The sequence below is a fragment of the Paenibacillus silvestris genome, assembly GCF_009882985.1.
In the GTDB taxonomy this organism is placed as follows: Bacteria; Bacillota; Bacilli; order Paenibacillales; family NBRC-103111; genus Paenibacillus_E; species Paenibacillus_E silvestris.
The window spans coordinates 1-22,691 of record NZ_WTUZ01000022.1 but is presented as its reverse complement, the minus strand read 5'-3'; the positions used below and the strand labels follow the sequence as shown (position 1 = coordinate 22,691).

23 protein-coding genes, 16 tRNA genes and 1 riboswitch are annotated in these 22,691 nt (G+C 47.9%); of the genes, 5 read left to right on the top strand and 34 right to left on the bottom strand.

Features of this window, described 5'->3' with window-relative positions; all coding sequences use genetic code 11:
* Positions 1-117 precede the first annotated feature (117 nt).
* The gene (locus tag GQF01_RS20545) at positions 118-804 is read left to right on the top strand and encodes a hypothetical protein (RefSeq protein ID WP_161408582.1); all 687 of its coding nucleotides are present in this window, start codon (positions 118-120) and stop codon (positions 802-804) included.
* A 66-nt stretch (positions 805-870) separates the two neighbouring features.
* Here GQF01_RS20545 and lepB read toward each other — a convergent pair whose 3' ends face one another.
* From lepB to GQF01_RS20515, 6 genes are all read right to left on the bottom strand, one after another.
* Positions 871-1,419, bottom strand: a complete 549-nt coding sequence (lepB, locus tag GQF01_RS20540; protein WP_161408581.1) for a signal peptidase I — start codon at positions 1,417-1,419, stop codon at positions 871-873.
* Between the two features lie 26 nt (positions 1,420-1,445).
* Complete coding sequence (locus GQF01_RS20535) at positions 1,446-2,093, bottom strand: response regulator transcription factor (protein ID WP_161408580.1); 648 nt, start codon at positions 2,091-2,093, stop codon at positions 1,446-1,448.
* Positions 2,094-2,162: 69 nt separating this feature from the next.
* On the bottom strand, positions 2,163-3,224 hold the full coding sequence (locus tag GQF01_RS20530) for a sensor histidine kinase (protein ID WP_161408579.1): 1,062 nt from the start codon (positions 3,222-3,224) through the stop codon (positions 2,163-2,165).
* Between the two features lie 25 nt (positions 3,225-3,249).
* On the bottom strand, positions 3,250-3,912 hold the full coding sequence (gene liaF / locus GQF01_RS20525) for a cell wall-active antibiotics response protein LiaF (RefSeq protein ID WP_145666503.1): 663 nt from the start codon (positions 3,910-3,912) through the stop codon (positions 3,250-3,252).
* 175 nt (positions 3,913-4,087) lie between these two features.
* Positions 4,088-4,702: a PspA/IM30 family protein gene (locus tag GQF01_RS20520; protein WP_161408578.1), complete on the bottom strand. Its 615-nt coding sequence runs from the start codon at positions 4,700-4,702 to the stop codon at positions 4,088-4,090.
* Positions 4,703-4,730: 28 nt separating this feature from the next.
* The gene (locus GQF01_RS20515) at positions 4,731-5,036 is read right to left on the bottom strand and encodes a LiaF transmembrane domain-containing protein (RefSeq protein ID WP_161408577.1); all 306 of its coding nucleotides are present in this window, start codon (positions 5,034-5,036) and stop codon (positions 4,731-4,733) included.
* 162 nt (positions 5,037-5,198) lie between these two features.
* Positions 5,199-5,351: riboswitch (cyclic di-AMP (ydaO/yuaA leader) on the top strand.
* A 12-nt stretch (positions 5,352-5,363) separates the two neighbouring features.
* Between GQF01_RS20515 and GQF01_RS36885 the strand changes: the two genes are divergently transcribed.
* The gene (locus GQF01_RS36885; RefSeq protein WP_328803533.1) at positions 5,364-6,161 is read left to right on the top strand and encodes a stalk domain-containing protein; all 798 of its coding nucleotides are present in this window, start codon (positions 5,364-5,366) and stop codon (positions 6,159-6,161) included.
* Between the two features lie 281 nt (positions 6,162-6,442).
* On the opposite strand, the gene GQF01_RS20505 is transcribed toward GQF01_RS36885, so the two are convergent.
* Positions 6,443-7,633, bottom strand: coding sequence for a GNAT family N-acetyltransferase (locus GQF01_RS20505; RefSeq protein ID WP_161408576.1), 1,191 nt, complete (start codon positions 7,631-7,633; stop codon positions 6,443-6,445).
* 178 nt (positions 7,634-7,811) lie between these two features.
* On the opposite strand from GQF01_RS20505, the gene GQF01_RS20500 reads away from it, so the two are divergent.
* Entirely contained in the window at positions 7,812-7,913 is a 102-nt protein-coding gene (locus GQF01_RS20500) for a sporulation protein YjcZ (RefSeq protein ID WP_145666491.1), read from the top strand.
* Positions 7,914-8,006: 93 nt separating this feature from the next.
* Here the strand turns inward: GQF01_RS20500 and GQF01_RS20495 are convergent, their stop codons facing one another.
* The 9 genes from GQF01_RS20495 to GQF01_RS20455 all read right to left on the bottom strand — a co-directional run bounded on the left by GQF01_RS20495 (position 8,007) and on the right by GQF01_RS20455 (position 17,485).
* A complete protein-coding gene (locus GQF01_RS20495; RefSeq protein ID WP_328803494.1) occupies positions 8,007-9,275 on the bottom strand; it encodes a molybdopterin molybdotransferase MoeA in 1,269 nt (422 codons plus the stop codon).
* A 22-nt stretch (positions 9,276-9,297) separates the two neighbouring features.
* On the bottom strand, positions 9,298-10,302 hold the full coding sequence (moaA, locus tag GQF01_RS20490; RefSeq protein ID WP_161408575.1) for a GTP 3',8-cyclase MoaA: 1,005 nt from the start codon (positions 10,300-10,302) through the stop codon (positions 9,298-9,300).
* 85 nt (positions 10,303-10,387) lie between these two features.
* Positions 10,388-11,002, bottom strand: a complete 615-nt coding sequence (gene mobA, locus GQF01_RS20485) for a molybdenum cofactor guanylyltransferase (RefSeq protein WP_161408574.1) — start codon at positions 11,000-11,002, stop codon at positions 10,388-10,390.
* Positions 10,999-11,649, bottom strand: coding sequence for an MOSC domain-containing protein (locus GQF01_RS20480; RefSeq protein ID WP_161409860.1), 651 nt, complete (start codon positions 11,647-11,649; stop codon positions 10,999-11,001). The genes mobA and GQF01_RS20480 overlap by 4 nt, the downstream gene beginning before the upstream one ends.
* An 87-nt stretch (positions 11,650-11,736) precedes the next feature.
* Positions 11,737-13,062, bottom strand: coding sequence for a molybdopterin-dependent oxidoreductase (locus tag GQF01_RS20475; RefSeq protein WP_161408573.1), 1,326 nt, complete (start codon positions 13,060-13,062; stop codon positions 11,737-11,739).
* Positions 13,063-13,197: 135 nt separating this feature from the next.
* Positions 13,198-14,229, bottom strand: a complete 1,032-nt coding sequence (locus tag GQF01_RS20470) for a sensor histidine kinase (RefSeq protein WP_161408572.1) — start codon at positions 14,227-14,229, stop codon at positions 13,198-13,200.
* Between the two features lie 14 nt (positions 14,230-14,243).
* The gene (locus tag GQF01_RS20465) at positions 14,244-14,966 is read right to left on the bottom strand and encodes a response regulator transcription factor (RefSeq protein ID WP_161408571.1); all 723 of its coding nucleotides are present in this window, start codon (positions 14,964-14,966) and stop codon (positions 14,244-14,246) included.
* Between the two features lie 788 nt (positions 14,967-15,754).
* Positions 15,755-16,993, bottom strand: a complete 1,239-nt coding sequence (locus GQF01_RS20460; protein WP_161408570.1) for an MDR family MFS transporter — start codon at positions 16,991-16,993, stop codon at positions 15,755-15,757.
* A 108-nt stretch (positions 16,994-17,101) separates the two neighbouring features.
* Positions 17,102-17,485 carry a hypothetical protein gene (locus GQF01_RS20455; RefSeq protein WP_161408569.1) on the bottom strand — a complete coding sequence of 128 codons (384 nt, stop codon included), beginning with the start codon at positions 17,483-17,485 and terminating at the stop codon, positions 17,102-17,104.
* A gap of 231 nt (positions 17,486-17,716) precedes the next feature.
* Between GQF01_RS20455 and GQF01_RS20450 the strand changes: the two genes are divergently transcribed.
* Entirely contained in the window at positions 17,717-18,511 is a 795-nt protein-coding gene (locus tag GQF01_RS20450) for an alpha/beta fold hydrolase (RefSeq protein ID WP_161408568.1), read from the top strand.
* Here the strand turns inward: GQF01_RS20450 and GQF01_RS20445 are convergent.
* Positions 18,501-19,715 carry an ROK family protein gene (locus tag GQF01_RS20445; protein WP_161409859.1) on the bottom strand — a complete coding sequence of 405 codons (1,215 nt, stop codon included), beginning with the start codon at positions 19,713-19,715 and terminating at the stop codon, positions 18,501-18,503. The two genes, GQF01_RS20450 and GQF01_RS20445, sit on opposite strands and share 11 nt — an antisense overlap.
* Before the next feature lie 74 nt (positions 19,716-19,789).
* Positions 19,790-20,521 (bottom strand): class I SAM-dependent methyltransferase, encoded by a 732-nt coding sequence (locus GQF01_RS20440; protein WP_202556568.1) that lies wholly within the window; start codon positions 20,519-20,521, stop codon positions 19,790-19,792.
* A 221-nt stretch (positions 20,522-20,742) separates the two neighbouring features.
* Between GQF01_RS20440 and GQF01_RS20435 the strand changes: the two genes are divergently transcribed.
* Positions 20,743-20,847 (top strand): YjcZ family sporulation protein, encoded by a 105-nt coding sequence (locus GQF01_RS20435; RefSeq protein WP_161408567.1) that lies wholly within the window; start codon positions 20,743-20,745, stop codon positions 20,845-20,847.
* Between the two features lie 193 nt (positions 20,848-21,040).
* Here the strand turns inward: GQF01_RS20435 and GQF01_RS20430 are convergent.
* From GQF01_RS20430 to GQF01_RS20355, 16 genes are all read right to left on the bottom strand, one after another.
* Positions 21,041-21,119, bottom strand: a tRNA-Leu gene (locus GQF01_RS20430).
* A 19-nt stretch (positions 21,120-21,138) separates the two neighbouring features.
* Positions 21,139-21,227 (bottom strand) — tRNA-Leu (locus GQF01_RS20425).
* 11 nt (positions 21,228-21,238) lie between these two features.
* Positions 21,239-21,312, bottom strand: a tRNA-Cys gene (locus GQF01_RS20420).
* Positions 21,313-21,322: 10 nt separating this feature from the next.
* A tRNA-Gly gene (locus GQF01_RS20415) sits at positions 21,323-21,397 on the bottom strand.
* An 8-nt stretch (positions 21,398-21,405) separates the two neighbouring features.
* Positions 21,406-21,477 (bottom strand) — tRNA-Gln (locus tag GQF01_RS20410).
* Between the two features lie 22 nt (positions 21,478-21,499).
* Positions 21,500-21,572 (bottom strand) — tRNA-His (locus GQF01_RS20405).
* 25 nt (positions 21,573-21,597) lie between these two features.
* A tRNA-Trp gene (locus GQF01_RS20400) sits at positions 21,598-21,671 on the bottom strand.
* A 12-nt stretch (positions 21,672-21,683) separates the two neighbouring features.
* Positions 21,684-21,765: transfer RNA gene (locus GQF01_RS20395), tRNA-Tyr, on the bottom strand.
* Between the two features lie 9 nt (positions 21,766-21,774).
* Positions 21,775-21,850 (bottom strand) — tRNA-Thr (locus GQF01_RS20390).
* A gap of 17 nt (positions 21,851-21,867) precedes the next feature.
* A tRNA-Phe gene (locus GQF01_RS20385) sits at positions 21,868-21,943 on the bottom strand.
* Positions 21,944-21,963: 20 nt separating this feature from the next.
* Positions 21,964-22,040, bottom strand: a tRNA-Asp gene (locus GQF01_RS20380).
* A gap of 11 nt (positions 22,041-22,051) precedes the next feature.
* A tRNA-Met gene (locus GQF01_RS20375) sits at positions 22,052-22,128 on the bottom strand.
* A gap of 53 nt (positions 22,129-22,181) precedes the next feature.
* A tRNA-Val gene (locus GQF01_RS20370) sits at positions 22,182-22,257 on the bottom strand.
* 15 nt (positions 22,258-22,272) lie between these two features.
* Positions 22,273-22,347: transfer RNA gene (locus tag GQF01_RS20365), tRNA-Glu, on the bottom strand.
* 17 nt (positions 22,348-22,364) lie between these two features.
* Positions 22,365-22,456: transfer RNA gene (locus tag GQF01_RS20360), tRNA-Ser, on the bottom strand.
* 3 nt (positions 22,457-22,459) lie between these two features.
* Positions 22,460-22,535: transfer RNA gene (locus tag GQF01_RS20355), tRNA-Asn, on the bottom strand.
* Positions 22,536-22,691: the final 156 nt, after the last annotated feature.

The following is a 22,691-nucleotide window of genomic DNA, read 5'->3' as shown; positions in this document are numbered from 1 at the left end:
TATGTTGTTCCTGACAGAAGTGACTCAGCTCCTTACTCAAATTCATTCTGACAAGTACCAATTTACCCCAATACCTACGAATGTTATACTAGACTTAAGTGAAAAGGGGTGATTGTAATGATTTATGCCTATCCTCCAATAACAGCAGTAAATAGCTACCAAACCCATAAGGATTACTATCGGGTTAGCGGTGTCCGCGGCATCGCAGGCGGTAAATCTACAACGATTGGCGTGCCTCTTAATTTGCCTTATGAAGGCTCACCTTATCAAAAAATCGCTAAATCTGCGGCCAAAAACGTAGCTGGATTCGTTCAAACGGCCGAGAACGCCAAACAATCCGCACAATCCTTGATCAAAGCAAGACCAGGCGACAACAATCGTGAAGCCATCCTAGAGCCTATCCGTGAATTCGTAGATACATATAATGAACTTCAGACTTCCTTGCGGGAGTCACCAGCGTACATGAATCGCTCTCTTCTTGGTGGGCTAGAGCAAGCCGCTAAGCCGTATTCGCTCAAAGAAATAGGCATCAACAAGCTCGATGATGGCAACCTCGAACTCCAGGAAAATAAACTGCAAGATCAGCTCAGCAGCCTTTCTGGCTCTTTTCGTAAAAGCCTTGGCAACCTCACCAGCTTCGCTGCCACCTTGGCGAACAGCCTTGGACAACTGCAGCAGGTACCAACCGAAGCGCTGTTCCAAATGTCCCAATCTGACCTAAAGCCTTACGGGCAATACCGTTCGAAGCTTCAAGCCTACTTGCCGGTTCCAATGAGAGGACTGCTGCTCGATGCACAGATGTGAGTTAACAAAAACGACCCCCTGGAATAAGCTCATGCACCTGCATGCTCTCCCAGAGGGTCGTTTTTGTTAGAATAGCTTCTTACCTAGAACATGATCGAGCGGAACAAATCCAATGACTCGGCTGTCCATACTGTTATTTCGGTTATCCCCCATCACGAACACGTGATCGTCCGGAACCGTCCATTGCTTGTTTCCATTTGCTCGCATCGCCTCATTCAAGTACGGCTCTTCGAGCAATTGGCCGTTTCGATACAATTTATCGTCTTTCATCTCTAAACGATCGCCAGGTTTCCCGATTACACGTTTGATCCAAACGTGTTTGTCATCGCCTTTTGTAAATAGGCTAAGCAAAGGGCTGTCAAGCAGATCGTTCTTGAACGTCCGCTTCAAATCTACTCTAGAATCAATAATGACAATGTCCTCATAATTCGGTTCGTAATTGAACGTATGAGATAGCTTTGATACATACACGCGTTGACTATCATGCAGTGTTGGGTCCATAGAATGTCCCATTACTTTCGTCGATTGGAACACAAAAACGCCAAGAAATACGACTAAAACAAAAGAAATGGCAATGGAGCCAAACCAGCTCCACAATTGCTTGAGAAAATTCATCCTTATCGCTCCCTTGTTCCTTGTTGCTACTCAGCCAAGCCATGCTTAAAGGCATAGATTGCAGCTTGTGTCCGATCTTCCACACCAAGCTTGGCCAGTACATTCGTGACGTGAAATTTCACTGTTTTCACACCGATAAACAAATCATCCGCCAGCTCCTGATTCGATTTCCCTTTGGCTATCAGCCGCAGGACTTCCATTTCCCGATCCGTCAGCTCTTCATGCGGTTCCGCTGCCGCCTTAGGCTGTCTGAAACGGTTCATAATTTTAGAGGCAACCTGAGACTCCAGAATAGACTGCCCTCTCGCCGCAGCTCGAATCGCTGAAGCAATTTCAGAAGCACGAGACGTTTTGAGCAAATAACTGAAGGCCCCAGCCTCAATCACTGGATACATTTTCTCATCATCCAAGAAGCTAGTCAACACAATGACTTTACAGTCCGGGTACAGCTGGAGCAGCTTTCGGGTCGTTTCGATCCCATCCATGCCTTCCATGACCAAATCCATCAGGACGACATCTGGCCGATACTCCTGAGCCAACCGAATGCCATCGTGCCCGTTGCTGGCTTCTCCGACCACTTCAATGCCGTCCTCCGTTCCCAGAACAGCGGCAAGCCCGATCCTCACCATTTCATGGTCATCGACAAGCAAGACCTTAATCAATGTATCGTCCATTTGCTTCTCCTCTCGTCAGCAGAACTCTCATTCTATTTCCAAACCAACAATCAAAAACCAAATAAACAACTATACACCTTCCACTATATCAGCAGCTAGGATTGGAACGCGAATTTCGATGCGTGTACCCCGATCAGGGGCTGTAATAATATCAACGGATCCGCCAATTTCGTTCACCCGCTCCTTCATAGACACGATGCCATACGAGGTGAGTTTCTTCGCATCCAGTTCGAACCCGACACCATCATCACGGATTGCGAGACGAACGCCGTCAGCGCGGTGCAGCAGCTTAACCTCAAGCTTATTCGCTTTGGAATGACGCAACGCATTCGAGAGTGCTTCCTGTACAATTCGGAACAAATGATCCTCAATACCTTTATTTAAACGAATCTCTTCGTCCATATCCCACGTAATCGCCATCGGCACCTTGGCCGCCAGCTCTTTGAGAAGCTCGACAAGTCCTTCGGACAATCGTTTTCCTTCCAAATGGATCGGCCTCAAATGCAGCAGCAGCGCTCTCATCTCCGATTGCGCAACGGAAGCCATCTCCTCGATTAGATGAATCTGGCGTTTGGCTTTCTCGAAATCCTTGTCCAATGTCCGGCCAACTGCTGTTGCAGTCATAGATATGGCGAATAATTGCTGGCTCACCGCGTCGTGCAGCTCCCGTGCTAACCGTTGTCGCTCTTCAATTACAGCTGACAGTTTCGCTTTCTCCGCAAGCTCGGCATTATTGTTAGATAAACGCTGAAGTGAAGTAACCTGTTCTTCCCATCGCTTCATAATGCGGCCGAGCTGCTCGCCAAGACGCCCAATCTCGTCCTCGCCGTTCTGGAAGCCTTCACGGGCAAAGGTCCCTTTTTCCAATAAAATCATCGTTTCCATAAGCGGCTCAAGCCGGCGTGTAATCCGTGAACTGTTCCAATAACCGTATCCAGCGCCAATGCCGCCGATAATAACGATAGCCATGAAAACGAATTGCACGCCTTCCTGCCAGCTCGTAAATGGTGTAATTAAATTCCGCGAGTTCATGAAATAAATGATAGCGCCAAATACAAAAAAACTAAAAATGATCGATTCAGCCATACTGCGCCATATCATATTCGTTAATCTTCGTTTATAGCCGTCCAATATGCGCTGAACCTCCTCTGGATTGTTACATCACTTTGATTTTAATATCTCCTACGATATAAGAAAGCACAAGTTTCACGCGGTGATCACAGCTCTCATAATTCGACGATTGCCACTGTAATTTGTTCATTACGCCAGACTCGCGCTCACTTGCGACTTGAATTTGGCCAAAGGTGACCGAAGCCCCCACTGAAACGCCTATATCATCTGGTACCTTTATATCAACATCACCTATCACACCTTGCAGGATAAGCGTAGTTTCCTTTTGCTCTAGAATGGCAAGCGAGAGATCGATATAAGTCTCCCCAATAATGTACCACGTAGAACTATTGCGCATGATCCAAGGCTCACGCCCCAAACGAACGCTGTCCATCAGCTTTTGCTTCTGAATATACGTGTCATCCTTGTGCATTTGCTTAGAACGGATGAAAAAGAATCCTAATGAAATCAAGACGATAGCGAAAACAATCGTAATATGATCACCAAACAGAATCACAGCTCCCACGCCGATAAGCACAAAACCTTTGCGCTCTTTGCGGGAACGGACCCGATGAATGCCCAGCAAGACGAGGATAATCGCAAGAATGGGGAAAAAGCCTATCGTATGATCCAGAAGCAAAAAAAGACCGGCTCCAATCAGCACTAGTGCTGTATTCCGGTTGCGGTTGTTTTTGGTTTCTTCGCCCATCGCTGCACCTCCTCTGGCTGCCGATTAATTCGTTCATATAGATTCCTAGCATACCATAAGAATGGACAGCCTCCAAGATGCAAATCCTTGCCCAGCAAGGATCTAGCATGAGGAATGGAGGCCAGAACTCGGCTACGCCGCACGCTGTCCGCGGCGCAGTACAATTATGCGTGGCTTATTTCTTGTCGCGCCAATCCTGCTGAAGCTTGCGCAGCTCCTGCTGGAGGCTGCTGCCAGCCTCCTTCAGCGTCTCTCGCGACACACGCCCCGCCACGCGCAGGCCCTGCAGTGCTTCCCGGCCGATCTCGCGGCCGGTCGCTTCCAGCTCGCGGAGTGCCTCGCGAGCTTCTTCCTTGGACAGCCCGCTGCGCGGCTGTCCAGCTCCTGCTGCGCGGCCGGCACGCAGCGCCGCTAGTTCGTCTGCGAGCGCCAGGCAGACGTCCTGGCTGCTCGCATACTGCGCGCGGTACTCCGCGCAGGCTGCTTCCAAGCGCAGCTTCTCTTGCAGCGCTAGACGCGCCAGCTCTTCGTCGCCAGCGCGCATGGCCAGCTCAGCCTGCTCGGCGCGCAGCTGCGCCATCTCCTCTGCGTCGATGCTTTGCTTACGCAGTCCAATGGTTCGCTGCAGCGCCTCCTCGTAGCGCTCTTCCAGCTCGGCGATGCCGCCCGATGCGCCAGAGTGCCCGGAATGACCGGAGCGGCCACCTCCCCGCTCATGCAGATCAAGCTTGCTTGCCGCCTCATGGAAAGCCATATCCGCCATTTTGCCAATTCGATTAAATACGCTCATTATCCCACACCCCCTAAGTTCCTATCGATTATAGTCTGAACTCCGCCGAATCCTTTTGTTTTTTCAGCATGCGATAACCGTAATACATTAACCCAACCGCGAACACAATCGCGAGTAATCCTGATAATTTCGTAATTAATATCAAAGCTCCAATACCAAAAATAACCCATCCAATTTTCTTTCCATTACTTATCCCCACATAACCAAGCCCCACCATCGCCACAGGAACCAATAATCCCATAACATGAAAATGCATACCCACTTGATGCATACAGATGAGGAAGCCTACAGCTATTAAAATGAAAGCCCAACTTTTCGATCGATTCATGCTCATTCTTGCACCGCCCTTTGCGTAATCTTCATGCTACTATCGTAGCCGAAATGGATTCACGTCAAAACGGACTCCCGACTGTTATTGTACCTAGACCTAAGTCCAGTAAGGACTAAGACCTGCAACCATATTTTGGGCGTTGTTTCTCTTATTCTATCAATGATAGAATATTTGAAGCCGAGTCCGGTGCACAGACAAAGTGCCGGTACGGGGGACGATTTACATGGGGTGAATATTTGCTCTGCATGCAGAGTAGACTAGGGAGAACCTTCTTCCCGAACCCGTCAACTAACCTCGGAGGCTCATTTGAAGGAGGATTACCAATTGAATATGTTTACAAAAGGGTTAACGTGCCTTGCTGTGTCCGCCACAGTTCTGGCAGGGGGCTTTCTTTCCCCATTTTCGGGACATGCTCAGGCAGCTGCCGCGAATATGGATGTGAAAGTTCAAGTCAACGATGACCTGGTTCAATTTCCCGATGCGCAGCCTTATTTGGATGACAACCACGCTACACAAGTACCGATCCGTTTTGTAACAGAGAAACTGGGTTATGATGTACAATGGCAAAAGGAAGGCGACGAAATCAAAGTCACTCTTAACAATGACAAGCACTCTATTTCTTTAGTGTCAGGTCAAAAAGAGGCCGAAATCGATAGCACGCGTGTCGAGATGGACACACATGCCGAGTTCCAAAACGGACGTGTATACGTGCCACTTCGTTTTCTGAGCAATGCTTCCGACATTCCCGTTCAGTGGGACGCAAGCAGCAAATTAGCAATTTTAAGTAAAGACGGTCATCATCACGCACCTGATTATGAATTATTTGAGTCAACAGCCTACTCAGCAGATCCATCTGAAAATGGCGGCTATGGAGCTTTGGACTATATGGGGAACCCACTAGGAATCGGAACCGTCGCTGTAGATCCATCTGTTATTCCTCTTGGATCTAAGCTCTATATAGAAGGTTATGATTTCAATGGCCTGCCAAAAGGCGGCATGTACGCCTATGCCACGGATACTGGCGGCTCCATCAAAGGTAAACGCGTTGATATTTTTGTTCCAGGCTCCCAACAATCTTTACGCAAGTTCGGCTTCCAAACAGTTAAAGTGTACAAATTAAACCCGTGATAATCACGGGTTTTTTCATTTTAACAGGACATCGGTACGGGAGCAGCCCAAAAGCCTTTTGGCGGAACTACGGTTCGCTATTTATTTGAAAAGCTGGCTTTTGGTCCAGCGAGGGGAACTGTGTTCCTCTATTTCCTCGTTTTCGGCTGAAAATCGAGGCACATTGGGGAAATACGACCCTGTAGTTCCCCTTCTCTATTAAAAAGGCCGTTTTCCGAGAGATAGCGGACTGTAGTTCCCTACAAACAAAAAACAGCCCCGGAACACCGGGACTGATTCATCTAAAAGAAATCGGCCAAATACGTCGTCCGCTGTGGAATAGCCGCTTCCAATCGCGCTACAAGCTCCTGCGAACCTTGAAGCCGCTCAATCAGGGCCATAAAGCTAGCCTTTTGATAACTCATAAACAAAGCAGTCAACGTTTGAATGCTGCAGCTCAGCACATGCTCATCTGCTGGTTGCTCACCCTCGGCTAATTTGGTAACCTGCGCTTTTTCCCCGTTATCAGTGAATTGCAATTGGAAAATACCATCGTTCCAGTCAGCATGTAAGTCAGAAATGCGCAAGTAGATCGGTTCAACTTCCTTACGCGGTTCAAATCGATATTGCGTCACGAAAGCTTCAACATCAACAATACGCGACGAAAAATATGTTATTTTCTCCTGCTTGAACTTAGGGTCATGCACCAAGAACGGAAGCTGATCATCGATTGGGGCTTTAACCTCCACCTTCGAGATCATTGAATCGTGATCCGCTATGAACTTCCACAACCCGCGTCTGGTTTCCTCGTCCAAAAACACCATCTCATGAATAGTCGCTGTGAACTCTTTCACCTGATAAAAAACGTACCCCGTCCGTTCACCTTGCGGGTTCACATAAAGGGCTACTGTCCCTTTTTTATTCCTAAACAATCTGTTGTTCCACCAATTAGCGTCCCGCTTCAGCATCCCATTGAATTGCACAGCGTACTGCTCATAAATTGGATTCAGAAGCTCCCATTCCTTCGTCACACGAACGATTGAACTGCCTTCCGAGGCTTGAAATTTAGGAAGCTTATCCGCAGGTATTTCATATTTGAGATAGTCAATGTACGTCTCCCAGCCATATTTCCGATAAAATTCAAACTTAAACGGTGATAGAAAAGAGACGGTCTGCCCTTGCTCCTTCATGACCTTAAGCGCTTGAACCAGCAACTTCGCAACCATCCCATTACGTCTGTACTCCGGCCATGTCGCTACACCCGCAATTCCACCCATGGCAAAATGCTGGCCATTCAGCCACGTATGAAATTGATTAATTTGCAGCTTCGCAGCTAGCTTACCCTGAACAAAGTAGCCCCAAATTTCCTTCGGATTTGTCCAACTGCTCCGCTCTTCCTGGTCCTCTTCGCTGAGCTCATATTGAAAAGCAAATTGGGACAAAGCAAGACTCTCCGCTACTTCCTGTTGTTCTAATGTTCGAATTTCAATCATTTATGTATCACCTCTAGCTTAAGTATACTGGAAAATCATTTACAATACCTACGCCTAATTAGGCGTTTTGCAAAGTAAAATCAGGGCATACGTCCAATCAACGAATGTCTCTACGTCATATGATGTTGATGTATAGTGATTCAACCCACTTAAATACTTAAGAACCGGAGGGGATACTATGTCATATGCAGCTGGTTGTGGAACTGGATACGGATCCGTAGGTGTTGTTCTTGTCCTTTATGTTCTGCTTGTTATCATCTTGGCTACTTTCGCAATCTAATCTCGCCTTTCATCCAACCTGATTATTCCTTGTAAAAAAGGCCTGCCTGCACCAACTTCTTTTACAGAAGCTGAGTGCAAGCAGGCTCTTTTTCTAATTGATTGGATAGATAAGAACGCGTTCGTCCCTCGCAAAACCCGAGCCTCCAGCAGGCAGTTGAATCAAACAATCCGCATCTTTAATGGAAACCATAATGCTGGATTTATCAATGCCAGAAGGCTTAACTCGCAAACAGCCATTCTCCACATGCGTTGTCCCTCTGACATAACGCGGGAAGGCCGAACCTTTCTCGTAATCCACATCCAGATAAGCTGTAATGGCCTCGGGACAAGGGGATGGACAGCCTGACATCGCTTTAATCAGCGGCTTGGCAAACAGCTCAAAGCCTACAAACGATGCTCCTGGATTACCGGAGAGCGAGAGCAGCAGTTTATTCTCCCATAGTGCTGCGCTCGTCGGAGTGCCCGGACGCATCGCCACTTTATTAAACAGCAGCTTACCCGTAAACCGGCCAAACAAATCCACCAATACATCATAGTCGCCAACAGAGACACCGCCGGAGGTGATGACAAGATCAACCTTGGCTAGTGTCTCCAGCAGCGCGGCTTCCACCTCATCTACATGGTCCGAAAGTGCCTGCATGATAACTGCTTCTCCACCTGCTGCTTCCACTTGCGCGGCAAGCATGTAGCTGTTGCTGTTGCGAATTCGTCCAGGCTGCAGCGCTTCCTCAACATTTAATAACTCTGAGCCTGTTGAGAAGATTGCTACCCTCGGTTTGCGGAAAACCGTCACATAGGCATAGCCGAAAGTAGCTAATATCGCTGCTTCACCAGGTCCAACTTGTGTTCCTAGCGGGAGCAATAATTCCTTTTCGGCTACTTCCCCGGCAATCGGGGTTATATTGCTGCCTACGGGTACATTTTTCTTGATGCAGACCTGAGTCGAACTTATCCCTACGTCCAGCGAGGGAAGTGCATCTGTCATTTCCAGCATGACCACACAATCCGCTCCATCAGGAACAGGCGCTCCCGTCATAATGCGGGCTGCTGTACCCGAAAACACCATGAGCTTAGGAACCGTTCCACTTGGAATATGCTCGATGACATGCAGGATGGAAGGATTCTCAGGCGTAGCCTGCTTAATATCCGCAGCGCACACCGCATAGCCGTCAACGCCAGATCTGCGAAAATGAGGCACGGGATGCTCTGCATAAATATCCCCGGCTAGCCTCCTGTTGAATGCGGCGGATAACGGTACCCTTTCCGTTTCGCCATGTTTGATACACTGGAAAAGCAGGCTTCGGGCTTCTTCCACCGAAATGACTTTACGCCCGAATTTCAGCTTCATATCGCTATTCACTAACGTCTGTTCCTCCTATAGGTTAACCGCCAATTTGCGACATCCGGCGAAGTGTTGGTGTATGCGACTGGGTTTCATTCAGGAGTGCCTGCGCCATCTCATGATTTTGCGGCTTAATATCCAAAGCGCGGAAGAAGAGATCTTCCATCGCCGCATCGTCGCCAATATAGGTTCTTACATTGAATTCATCTGACCAATACAAGCATGGTTTCACATTGCCATCAGCTGTAATCCTAAGCCGATTGCAAGTCTCGCAGAAATGGTCACTAATCGGATGAATGAGACCGAATGAACCCAGTGCTCCTTCTATCCGATAGTTCTGAGCAGGGCCGTTCCCGTACACGGCATCCGATGCGACAGCGTTCCAGCCCTTTTCCTTACATCGGTCCAGTACGGTCGTCAAAGACAAATAACGGCTTTTCCAAGCCTCATCTTGATGCCCAATCGGCATGTATTCAATGAACCGAACTTGAATCGGACGATCTATCGTCATTTGCAGAAAGTCTTCAATCTCGTCATCATTCATGCCCTTCATAAGTACAACATTCAACTTAATTGGGGTAATTCCCACACGATAAGCTTCTTCAATGCTGGCCAGAACACGCTTAATATCACCGCCTCGAGTGATGAGCGAGAACCGGTCGGCTCTCAAGGAATCCAAACTAATATTCACACGGGTTAATCCTACAGCGCGAAGCTTTTCAGCTCTCGAAGCAAAATAGATCCCATTCGTTGTCAACGCAATATCTTCAATCCCCGGTATTCGGGAGAGCATGCCAATCAATTGTTCCAGGTTTTTACGCACAAGAGGTTCTCCGCCGGTTAATCTCAGCTTACGGACACCTAGTCCAGCCAGCACACGAACAACCTCGGTGATTTCCTCGAACGTTAATAACTTATCATCCGGTTCAAATTCCATTCCTTCTTCGGGCATACAATAGACACAACGAAGATTACAGCGATCCGTAACTGAAATTCGCAAGTAATCGTGCATCCGTCCAAAACGATCCATCAGCAGCTTCGGCATAAGGTTCACCTTCTCTCCAGTCCATTATGACACATTTTATAGCAAAATCCTAAGATTCTAATGGTTAATTATTTGCGAGACTACTTTATGATAGATTTTCTAACATAGTCTTGTACTCATCAGGCGTATTCACATTCGTTACAAACTGTAACGACAAATTCAGCTTTTCAAAAAAAGCATTCTCCGCAGGCAACCAATCGATATGATCGAGCAAACCCATCAAGCGATATTGCTCTTGCTTCAATAATACCTCAGCCTCAGAGCCAACTAACCTAGAGTAAATCCCATGGAGCGGATGAACCTTGCCATCTATGACCGGAACAACCGCATCCACATTCGCCTCTTGGCACAACTGTCCCATAGCCTCTACGGCTTCTGAAGAAATGAACGGCATATCACAGCCAACAACCCACATGAAATCATGAGTTGCCACTTGAGCGGCTGCATGAATACCGCTCAACGGACCTTTTTGAACATGTATGTCTGACACCCACTGCACATTCATTGACTTGGAATTAGATGCTATTAGAGATTGGAATGCCTCAGGTTCATTCGATACGACAATCATTTGGCTGCATATACGTGACATTTCTGTAAGCTGCCGAAGGAGCAAGGGCTGATCTTGAACAGGAAGCAGCGCTTTGCTTCTGCCCCCCATGCGACGATTCAGGCCGCCGGCCAAAATAACACCTGTCATCATGACCCGAGTTCCACCAGCCGTTTCGTGAAGGATTTCTTCCAGCTTTCAGATAGTGCAGAGGTCTGTACGAGACGTTCAGCCCCTTCTTTACTCATTTTATCGTGATACTTAATTTGATTTGCATAGGCCAAGGTTACGCCCTCACTGTCTTTGGCGACAAGCTTCACTTGAGAATCTTTGGAGATGAATCCCTCTTGCAAAACCCTGAAATAGAACCCGGTAAATCCCGTTTCCTGCATTTGTATCGGGGTTTTGGCCCACTCCAGTCGCTTGCCTACTTTAAAACAAGGCTGGCGCGGCTGCGAGACCTGAACAATAACATCATCAATGGCATAAATGTCCCCTATGCAGACGTCTGCCTCCAGAAAACCACGGACCGTTAAATTTTCGCCAAACGCACCCGCTTCCAGCTTGCGACCAAGCAATTCCTCCCAGTAGGGATAATGCTCCTCGGAGTATACACACAGTGCTTTATCAACACCGCCGTGTACGGTCAAATCAGCTTGCCCATCGCCATCCAATTGGGTAGTCGATACATACAAAGATGAGCTGATCGGGGATTTATAGATTCCCGTGACCAGCTCTTTGCCTTGATATTGAATGATTTGTGGTTTTCCCACATTAACCGATACGATTCTCAATGTTATTCCTCATTTCCAAGCAGGTTTCTTTGACATAACTATACCAAAAACCACCCGGAAAGTCAGTTGAAGCTTCTTGCCATTTCAGTCTCTTTAAGCATTATTTGATCTGTCCACCCAAGCATCATTATCGTAGCCTCTAACTTCCCAATACCCCATATGCTCCTTCTCAATGAGCTCAATCCCTTGGAGCCATTTGACGGATTTATACGCATACATCTGCGGAACAATTAGCCTGACGGGTCCCCCCAATTTCTGAGGAATCGGCTTGCCATCCAGCAGCACAGCTACCATAATGTCATCTCCACCAGCTTGCTCCAACGAAAGTGCATCGGTATAGACTTTATCTCCGGAATAAAATTTCACAAATTTCGCCTTGGACTGCACACCTGCCGCAGCTAATAGCTGTTTAAGCGGTATCCCTTCCCACGTACAATTATAAATAGACCAACCCGTCACACAGTGGAAATTACTTACCTGTACGGTTCGTTTCAGCTTCAGGAACTCATCCCAGTTCCATACGCTTGGTTTATCGACCAGACCGGAAATGGCGAATTGCCAGGTCTCCGAGGAAAAAGCCGGAATTTCCGTCACCGTATAAATACGGAAATTCCCTTGCGCTCCTCCGCCAACCACAGCGGCGGAGTCAGGCAGCGGCGCAGGCGGCGGCAGCATGCTGTTGCCGTCTCCTGCGACATACTCGGCGGTCGAAGAGCCGCCGGAGTCGAACGCGCCTTTTATCCAGCGATAAAAGGCGGGACCGACCGCGATCACAAGCAGCAGTCCTGCGACAATTCGCAGGAACGAGGCGCGCGTGATCGGCGACTCCTTCAGCGCGGCGATAACCGCCTGCGCTGCTGAGCGCTCTGCCGTGGCGTCAGACGCCGCCACGGGGGTTGTTGCCGCCGGCTGCACGGCCGGCGGCTTAGAAGCGGCAGCAGCGGCGGCTTGATCCAGCCGCTGCTGCCGCTTCAGCCATCTGCTGCGAGAGATGGCGTGGTACACGGCATACGGCACTCCGACCCAGGTGAGCAGGTCATGGATGAGGAGTGCCGCATTGTTCAAAGCTGGTGGCAGATGGCGGAATTGCCACAGGACTATCCCGGACGCTGCCCAGCCGACCAGCAGCGCCAGCACGAACACCAGATTCGCGCGTTGATTGCGGCGCGCGCGAATCTGATGCCAATGCTTGCGAATCATTGGCGCATATAGCACCATCAGCAGAATCGAGGCGACACCCAAATAAATGTGAAGCTGCTTCAGCGACACCCGAAAAATCCCCAAATCCCCGCGAATCGCCCCTATGCTAAGCACAATGCCCGTGATCGTTAGCAGCAGGAGAATCCAGGCATTCCAGCTATGTATAGCATTAAGACGCTTGCCAAAAGATTGCTTCAACCAACCTCTTTTCGACTCCATACGCCCACATCCTATTCAACCAAAAGTTTATATCTCTAATCATAACGTACAAATCTTAAATAAAGCTTACAATCTCGCTAAAATTACAAAGTATTCGCAGCGTGTCTCTATTCTACCCGTGGTTGCCTCCGACACCTAAGAATCAACAGGAATGGTAAACCAGAACGTGCTGCCATTCCCCTCGCCCTGCCCCGCTCGGCTGTCCATCCCGATAGTTCCCCCATGCAACTGAACGATAGACTTGGCAATCGCCAATCCAAGTCCTGCTCCCCCGCTTACTCGCGTCCGTGATGGATCCGAGCGATAAAAGCGATCAAATATTTTGTCCGCATCCTTCTCCTCAATACCTTGGCCCTGATCTTGAATAAGCAGCTTTAGATAGGGGGTAGCCAACTGCTCGACTTTAATTGTAATGCTGCCGCCGGCAGGAGAGTGGCGAATGGCATTCCCCAATATGTTAGCCAGAACCCGCTTCATTTCCTGAGGCATGATCGTGACAGGAGGCAAGTAATCGGGCAGGTCCACTGTTACTTGTAACTGCTTATCTTCCAGCTGAAAAGCTAAGCTTTGCAGGCCATCCACCAGTAGTTGGTCGACATGATACGGCTCTGGCTCGAATTCTGTTCCCCCTGCATCGAGCTGTGATAGCTTGAATAACTCTTGGATCAATGCATCTAATCTTCCCGTTTCCAAACGAATGGTACGGAGATAACGTTCAAAGGTTGCTTTGTCTTGAATGACGTCATCTTCTAGCGCTTCAACGAAGGCAAGAATTGAAGCCATTGGCGTTCGAAGATCATGCGACACATTGGCCACAAGCTCCTTGCGAGAAGTCTCAGCACTTCGCAATTTGCCGAAGCTTTCTTTCAGCTTCCCGCTCATGTGGTTGAACTGACCCGCTAGTCTTTGAAATTCAGCCGGCCCCGTGTTAGGTACTATGCCCTCAAAATACCCTTCTGAAATGCGAGTCGTTTCCTGCGTGATGGCATGAATAGCTTTTTCCAGAGGACGAGTCATGATGTAATGAATGCCCATCGATACGACAGCCGCACTTAAGGTCACGGTCGACAGAATCACAACGTCCTTCCAATGAAGCAGCATGAAATGATAGCAAATAAGAAGCGTAATCAAAATGATACCCGTACTAACTCCGCTTGCGATGAGCAAATAAAATCGAAGCTTCAGGATCGCTCCCTCCCTTCGAATTTATAACCAATTCCCCACACCGTTTTGATATAGCGAGGTTCAGAAGGATTAGGCTCCAATTTCTCTCTTAATCGGCGGATGTGGACGGTGACTGTCGTTGTATCCCCGTAATAATCAATATCCCAAACTTTGCTCAGCAATTGGTTCCGCGAAAAAACTTGATCCGGATGAGCTGCGAACAAATGTAGCAGTTCAAATTCCTTCACCGTCAACTCAATGTCTTTGTCGATGACGCGAACACTTCGGTGCAGCACATTAATCTCGAGGCCAGGGTATCTCAATATATGACCAGGAAGTGCTGCTTCCGTATTCACCATAGCCTCCGTCTGCGTTCGCTGCAGCCTGCGCAAGATCCCCTTCACTCGTAATACGAGCTCTCGTGGGGAGAAAGGCTTCGTCAAATAGTCGTCTGCCCCCATCGTAAGCCCCATCAATCGGTCCATTTCGTCCCCGAGTGCCGTCAGCATGATGATCGGAACGTCCCGCTCATTGCGAATTTCTTCGCAAACTTGCCAGCCGTTTTTACCCGGCATCATCAGATCCAGCACAATCAACTGCGGATTGTGCTGCCGCCATTGCCTAATCGCCTCCTCACCGTTCATTGCGGCAATGACTTGATATCCCTCCCTCTGCAAATAAACGGTACAAACATCTATAATATTCGGTTCATCATCTACAACAAGAACGATTGTCCCCATGCGAACATACCTCCTCAAGCTAATATAATTATACCTCATCCTTTGAAAAGGAAACTTACAGATGTCTTACAAAACAATAAAAAGCCCAACATCCTTAGATGCCAGGCTTCCACACCATCAATATTAGGAGAATCGTACCCATCGAGCCGAAGACATCCCACTTTTTCGAAACACATTTGTACGCTTCCGTTCCGTTTGTCTACCCACTTTCACGGATTCCTCGCTATTGGCCTAACACATGCAAAAACAATCGCATTTTCACACACTCCTTTTAAAAGATCTCATCTTAAAATCATTGTAGACTTTCTTCTTTTCTTTATAAGGTGAGCAAGGTCATAACGTAGTGGTGACCTAAATCATTAACTTGAGAATTCCTTATAAACATCACACAGGCTTTCCCGAAAGTCATTGAATGACCGAGAGAAGGCCTCTTTTTACCCTGTGGGAAGCGGCTCTTGAGTTGAACTGGAAATACTACCGCTAAATGTTTGGAAAACACAACTACAGGCATGAATAATTGGAATTTCTCCAGTTAATGCGTTCGATTGAGCTTGGAAACAGGGTTATAGGAGCGATTTAACTGGAATTTTTCCAGTTATTAGGTCTATAAAGCGAGGACATGCTTGAAATATAGGGAGTTTTTCCCACTAATCGTTTCGACTCCATGAAAAAAAGAGACTATCCCCAGTCGTACAATGACCGAGTGATCATCTCTTTTGGGACAGCCTCTTTTCGCGCACATGCTGCTACTGCTGCACTACAAGCATAATCAAACTCGTCACACTGCACTATGCTTGCAAAACACCTTCAATAACCGGCTCTTTCTCTTTACGATTTAAGTTTCTAATATATCTAGCTTGAGCAATACCAGCAGCAACGAGGATGACGCCGACAACGGCAAACATCACCTTTCCTCCATAATGGCTGAACAGCAATCCTCCGAGGATAGGCCCGATAGCGCGCGATAACTGCCAATTCATTCCGAACACTGAGAAGTACAAGCCTCTATGCTCCTCTGGTGCAATTACGGAGATCACTTTTTGAATATGAGGCCCGTTCAACATTTCACCAATGGTAAATAAAAATTCAACGAAAAGCAAAATAGCAAGATAAGGAACGAATCCGTAACCGATAGATACGACAGCAAACAGCATGTACGATACAGCCACAACGATATAAGCAGGTACATGCTCTGTTCTCTTAGCAATCCATAGCTGAAGCGCGATAACTACGCATCCATTAAAGGTAATAATCGTCGCAAATACCGACTTGTAATTCTCAAAATTCTGCTGTAAATGCAGTGGAAATGTAGACTCAACTTGCGCATATAGAAGGGATACCGGCATGGCCAGGAATGTAATCCACAACAGTGATTTATGCTCTGACCATTTAATTTTGACTTTGTTCGCTTTTGAGGCAGCCAGCATCTCTTCACTTTTTACAGGCATCGTCTCTGGAACCTTCCATATGACCAACCCTGCATAAGCAACCAGCGTGAGCGAACAAGCCAGAAAGATAATCGACGGATTCATGGTAAACAGAAGCAAGCCAAGCAGCGGACCAAATGCTGATCCCATGTTCAAAGCAGTGTGCAGTAAAGCAAACACTTCGGCTCGCTTATGTTCCGGCACAACATCCGAAATCTGAGCATTCGCAGCCGGTCCGTACATCGCATGTCCAATCCCATTAATAATGGAAATAAGCGCAAACTCCCATACATGGCTGGCAAATATGTACCCTCCAATTGCAAAGGCTTGAATAATGAGCGCTGCAAGCATCATTGGCTTTCGCCCGTACTTGTCACTCAGGCTGCCTGCGTACAAGTTTACGAATATCCCGCATAAAGGCTGTAAGCCTACAATCAACATGGATAAGAACACGGAACCATCCAACTTGTCGTACAAATAAAAAACTAAATAAGGTCTCATCATAAACCCGGCTAATGATGTTAGAATCGTGCCGACGACTCGAACCCATATGGCTGTGTCATACTTGCTAATCATCGAAAAAAGGGGAATTCTATGCATTTGACCTCCTAGATGTCTTTGGTATCTTCAGTTTAGAGGGGTTTGGGCAAAAGAAAAAGGTAAAATCTCGTTATAACGGATTTCACCTTTTATGTATCTCCTATTTTCTTAACCGCCGATACGAATCTTCCGGTAAGTATCGATAAACGAAAGGACATCTACGCGCTTCCCCCTCTTCTTCGCTACTCTGGCCATTTTTACTAAGGTTGTCCAGAATTCGTCGAGCACGGGAGATTCAAAGTCATTTTCTTTTGGAGCTTGTGTTAATTTATGCTTGTTCGTGTAGGAAGTTCCCTCATCCGAGATCAGATATTGAATCTGACTTTTTTTCCATTGCTCACCGGTAACGTAGCTTACACCAATTTCGCGCATTTTCTTGCGTACAGATGTGACAGGGCGGGATAATTCTTTGGCAATTACAACTGGCGGGCATTCTGATGAAAGTCGAATTAACTTGTCCAATTCTTGTGTGGACCAAGGTTTTTTAGTCATAGCCATAACCTCACTTCATGAATGAATGATTCTTATTCGCTTTTGTTGGTTAACAACGGGTATACTGAGAGAATAACAATCAAATGTTAAAGAAGTATGAGTTAACCATAATGAAAGTATGAAGACATAACTTTTTCGCTATTTCTCTTGTTTTTACGACCTTCGAACTAATATTTTGTAGAAATTTAGGACTTTATGCGTGTAAAAACTAGTCTTGGAGGATGACAACGAATGAAACATCACATTAACGGAGCAGAGTTGTACATAGCAGAAAAAGGGCAAGGAGCACCTGTCATTTTACTTCATGGATTTCCATTGGATCATCGTATGTGGCAAGCGCAAGTAGAAGCTTTATCCGAAAATTATCGTGTGATTACACCTGATTTACGCGGTATGGGGCATTCAGATGTACCCGTTGCTAACATTTCTATTGAGCAATACGCGGATGACATTTTGACGATGATGGACAAAATGGACATACAAAAAGCCGCGCTTGGCGGCTTCTCCATGGGTGGATATGTGGCTTTTGCACTTCTGCGCAAAGCTCCTAAACGATTCACGGCGCTTCTTCTCGCCAATACCCGTCCGGAAGCAGACGGGTTAGAGGCTCGCAAGAATCGTATGAATATGGCAGTTGCCCTCTATGACAAAGGGGCAAGCGCAGCAAGAGATGCTATGCTGCCTAAGCTATTAACCGAGCAGACAGCCAATGATCAACCAGGGCTCGTGGAGAGCATAAGCGCGGTCATGGCCTCCATGCCTGCCGAAGGGCTCGTCCACGCGAGCCTCGCCATGGCCTTCCGAGCCGAGTCCGTTGACCTCCTCGGCTCTATCACTGTGCCAACGCTTGTCATCGCTGGCGAGAAAGATGCCATCGCGCCTCCGGATGTCATGAGTAAGATGGCTGACGCGATTCCTGGCGCCAGCTTTCACACCATCCCGGCTGCTTCGCATTTGACGCCGATGGAGAAGCCCGAAGCTTTCAATGCGCTGCTCCTTGAATTCCTCAAAGGCGTCACAGCCTAACCAGCTGGTCCATGACCATCACGGCTGCTCCCATGGCAAGGGCTTCTTCACCAAGCTGCCCCTTGCTGAAGACAACCTGATACGCGGGGTAGTAGTATGTTTTCCGAATCGCTACTTGTGTAGCGGTTTGGAAGAACAACTCCCCTCCCGCGATGAGCGGGCCCCCGAGGATGACCTTCTCCGGGTGCAAAATATTTAATAAATTGGCTAGTCCTATGCCAAAATAGGTCGCAGCCTCCGTAATGATCTCCACGACAAGGGGATCATTTTTTTTGAGTGCCTCCAGTACCTGCGTGTAGGTCAGCTGCTCAGGGTCTTCCACAAGATGCGACAGAACCGTGGAGCGGCCCTGTTTTAAGGCAGAGCGTGCCGCCTTTTCAATGGCATACAAGGATGCGTATGACTCCAAGGCGCCGTAGTTTCCTGCGGCGTTACGGTGCGCCACGCCGTCCGTCTGAATAATCATTTGCCCGACGGAGCCTTCCATGTCGACCGCGCCATAGATGAGCTTCCCTTCCGAGACCATGGAAGAACGTAGACCAACCCCGACATGGATATATAGCAGATGCTTGAAGCTCTGCGTACGCTGATGCCAGGACTCTGCTAATATGGCTGTGTTCGCCCCGTTATCCAGCATGGAGGGGATACCTAGCTCCTCTGACAGCTCCCTGCAGATTTCAACATTCCTCCAGCCTTTGGCCTGAAAATAGGCCGGCTCCAATATCGTTCCCGACAGCCTGTCCACTGGCCCCACGGCGCCGACACCGATTCCTAGCAGCATCGACTTCGTAATTCCGTGCCGCTCCATCATACTGCGCGCTTCATCGACAATGAAGCGGATAAGCACTTCCGGCGTCATCTCTGCCGTCATCGTCCAGCTCCGGGCATCTAATTTGTTCATGCCCAAATCAACCAGTACCAGCTTGGACAATGTCCTTGAGATTTCCAACCCAAAAATATATGCGTAAGCCGAATTCTTCTCATATAGAATCGGCCTACGCCCGCCTGTTGACGCACCGAAGCCGGATTCAAGAATGAATCCTTGGCCCGTCAATTCTTCCAACAGCCGCGTCAATGTAGAGACAGTCATCCCGCTTTGCTCAAGCAGCTCCGTCTTGGAAATCGTCGCGTGACGACAAATCAACTCATAAATCTCTTTGGCTTTCCGGTTCGGAATGCGTTCCGTTATAGCACCAGCGTTCAAAAGAAACAGCCCCCAATGATAATCTTTCTCACTTATTTCGCCATCGGGGTGCCTAATTCCTGCCACGGTTTCATCTATTCCTTCGATCCTATCATCAGCGTATATCCCATATAGCTATGATATTTATTCACCAACTCATCGTATCTGGCTGTAATTTGCCAAATCCGTGGATCCATGAACGATTGCTTATCAGATAAGTGCACAGGGTCCGGATGCTGAACTTGATCTTCGAACATAGTTAATGGAAACGGATGGATACCTGAGAACTCCACGTCAAATTTGCTACCTTCCAGCAGTTCACGCCATTCTTCCATACTATAAATCTTACTAACGCCATAGAAACTGCTCAGCGCCCTGTGGACGCCAGTGGACATATTTTTTACGCGAATAACTTCTCGGTCATAGAGCTTTCCGCCAGGCCTCAACACCCGGTAATACTCCGCAACTGCCTTCTGCGCTTCAGCAAAATTCGTGACGGACTCCACCATCACTACATCAAAACTTTCATTTTCAAAAGGTAACTGGCACACGTCGCCCTCTCTAAAATCCACCTTCACCCCTTGCTTCTCGGCTCGAATAATCGCTTTGGCAACCATCTCAGGGCGGATATCAACCGCTGTCACTTCACATCCCTGCTCTGCAAGGAAACACGCTGTTCTCCCGGTTCCGCACCCAACCTCCAGAACTCGTTTCCCTTTCTCTATCGGGTATTTCTTCAATTGCTCTATGGTCTCGCCGAATCCGCCAGGGTGCGCATTACCCACGCCAAGCTTTGCTAACATATCTAGGTACTCGATAGCACTCACACCTCCATAATGGCATTTCAATCTCTTTTTTACCATATGGAGGGCTGCTGTCTCTTGTTCAAACTCTGGATCAATTTTCTAAAAAAAGGCTCTCGCCTAAAGCATGTTTTTCAGTTTCATTTGGGCAGATCACCCAGTCAAACTATGGCAGATCACCATAAGATGTATAGTCTCTCATGGAAGGCTGCCGAGAGCATTACTTACGATTGGGGGTGACATCCATGGGTGTTGCTGCTGGTGCTGGTGTTGGTTATGGAACTTCTGCCGCTGCTATTCTCGTATTGTTCATTTTGCTCGTAATCGTAACAATGACTTATGCTTGGTAATCTATGATGCCTGATCGTTAACCCTACAAAAAAAGAAGGAGCTCCCGTTCATTGAACCAGGCTCCTTCTGATTGTGTATTTCTTTGCTGCAGCTAAAAAAGCTTCCAGCTATTTTGTTTTTTGTTTTCTTTCTACATAGATAAAATGAAAAAAGCCTATGAAATCATTTGATTTCATAGGCTTTAATTTACTATACCGGCAAGAGGACTCGAACCTCCACCCTTTCGGACTCGATTTTGAGTCGAGCGCGTCTGCCATTCCGCCATGCCGGCATATGAACTTGTAAAACAATGGTGCCGAAGACCAGACTTGAACTGGTACGGTAGTCACCTACCGCAGGATTTTAAGTCCTGTGCGTCTGCCGATTCCGCCACTCCGGCTAATAAATTTGTGGAGGCGCCACCCAGACTCGAACTGGGGGTAAAGCTTTTGCAGAGCTCTGCCTTACCACTTGGCTATGGCGCCTTAGTAATAATGGAGCGGAAGACGGGGATCGAACCCGCGACCCTCGCCTTGGCAAGGCGATGCTCTACCGCTGAGCCACTTCCGCATATAAAACTGGGGATCAAGGATTTGAACCTTGGCATGACGGAGTCAAAGTCCGTTGCCTTACCGCTTGGCTAATCCCCATTATCTTGCTTTGGTAATAATGGGCGGACGACGGGACTTGAACCCGCGGATGCCGGATCCACAAACCGGTGCGTTAACCCCTTCGCCACGACCGCCACAATATTAAATTTCTTACTTTTTTGGCAGGGGCAGCAGGAATTGAACCCACACCAAAGGTTTTGGAGACCTTTGTTCTACCCTTAAACTATGCCCCTAGAAAAAGTAAATGGAGGCTGATGGATTCGAACCACCGAACTCGGAGAGAGCAGATTTACAGTCTGCCGTGTTTAGCCACTTCACTAAGCCTCCATAAAAACATGGTGCCGTCGAGAGGACTTGAACCCCCAACCTACTGATTACAAGTCAGTTGCTCTACCAGTTGAGCTACAACGGCATATTCATTTGTAAAAATGGTGGCTCGGGACGGAATCGAACCGCCGACACGAGGATTTTCAGTCCTCTGCTCTACCGACTGAGCTACCGAGCCTTACATGATGTTGGTAATAATGGCGGAGCCGACGGGATTCGAACCCGCGGTCTCCTGCGTGACAGGCAGGCATGTTAGGCCTCTACACCACGGCTCCACATTCATTATTGGTTGCGGGGGCAGGATTTGAACCTGCGGCCTTCGGGTTATGAGCCCGACGAGCTACCGGGCTGCTCCACCCCGCGTCATTAAGTATATTTCAGGAATTCTAATAAATCAAGCCTTGCACTAGAATTCATGGTGGAGGCTGACGGGATCGAACCGCCGACCCTCTGCTTGTAAGGCAGATGCTCTCCCAGCTGAGCTAAGCCTCCATGGGAAGAAATTGATGGTGACCCGTAGGGGACTCGAACCCCTGTTACCTCCGTGAAAGGGAGGTGTCTTAACCACTTGACCAACGGGCCTTGCTATAGAAAGATAGTGGCGGAGAGAGAGGGATTCGAACCCTCGAGACGCTTGTGACGCCTACACGATTTCCAATCGTGCTCCTTCGGCCAGCTCGGACACCTCTCCATATGGCTCCCCGAACAGGACTCGAACCTGTGACAACTCGATTAACAGTCGAGTGCTCTACCAACTGAGCTATCAGGGAATAAAAACAAAACTTATTCAAGGTTTATTCCTTGAAAACTAGATACGAAACTTGCGTAAAGTAACAACTATAGGTTTCAAGCAGAGAGACTTTTGACTTCGTCAAAAGATCCCTATATTAGGTTAAGCCCTCGACCGATTAGTATTCGTCAGCTGC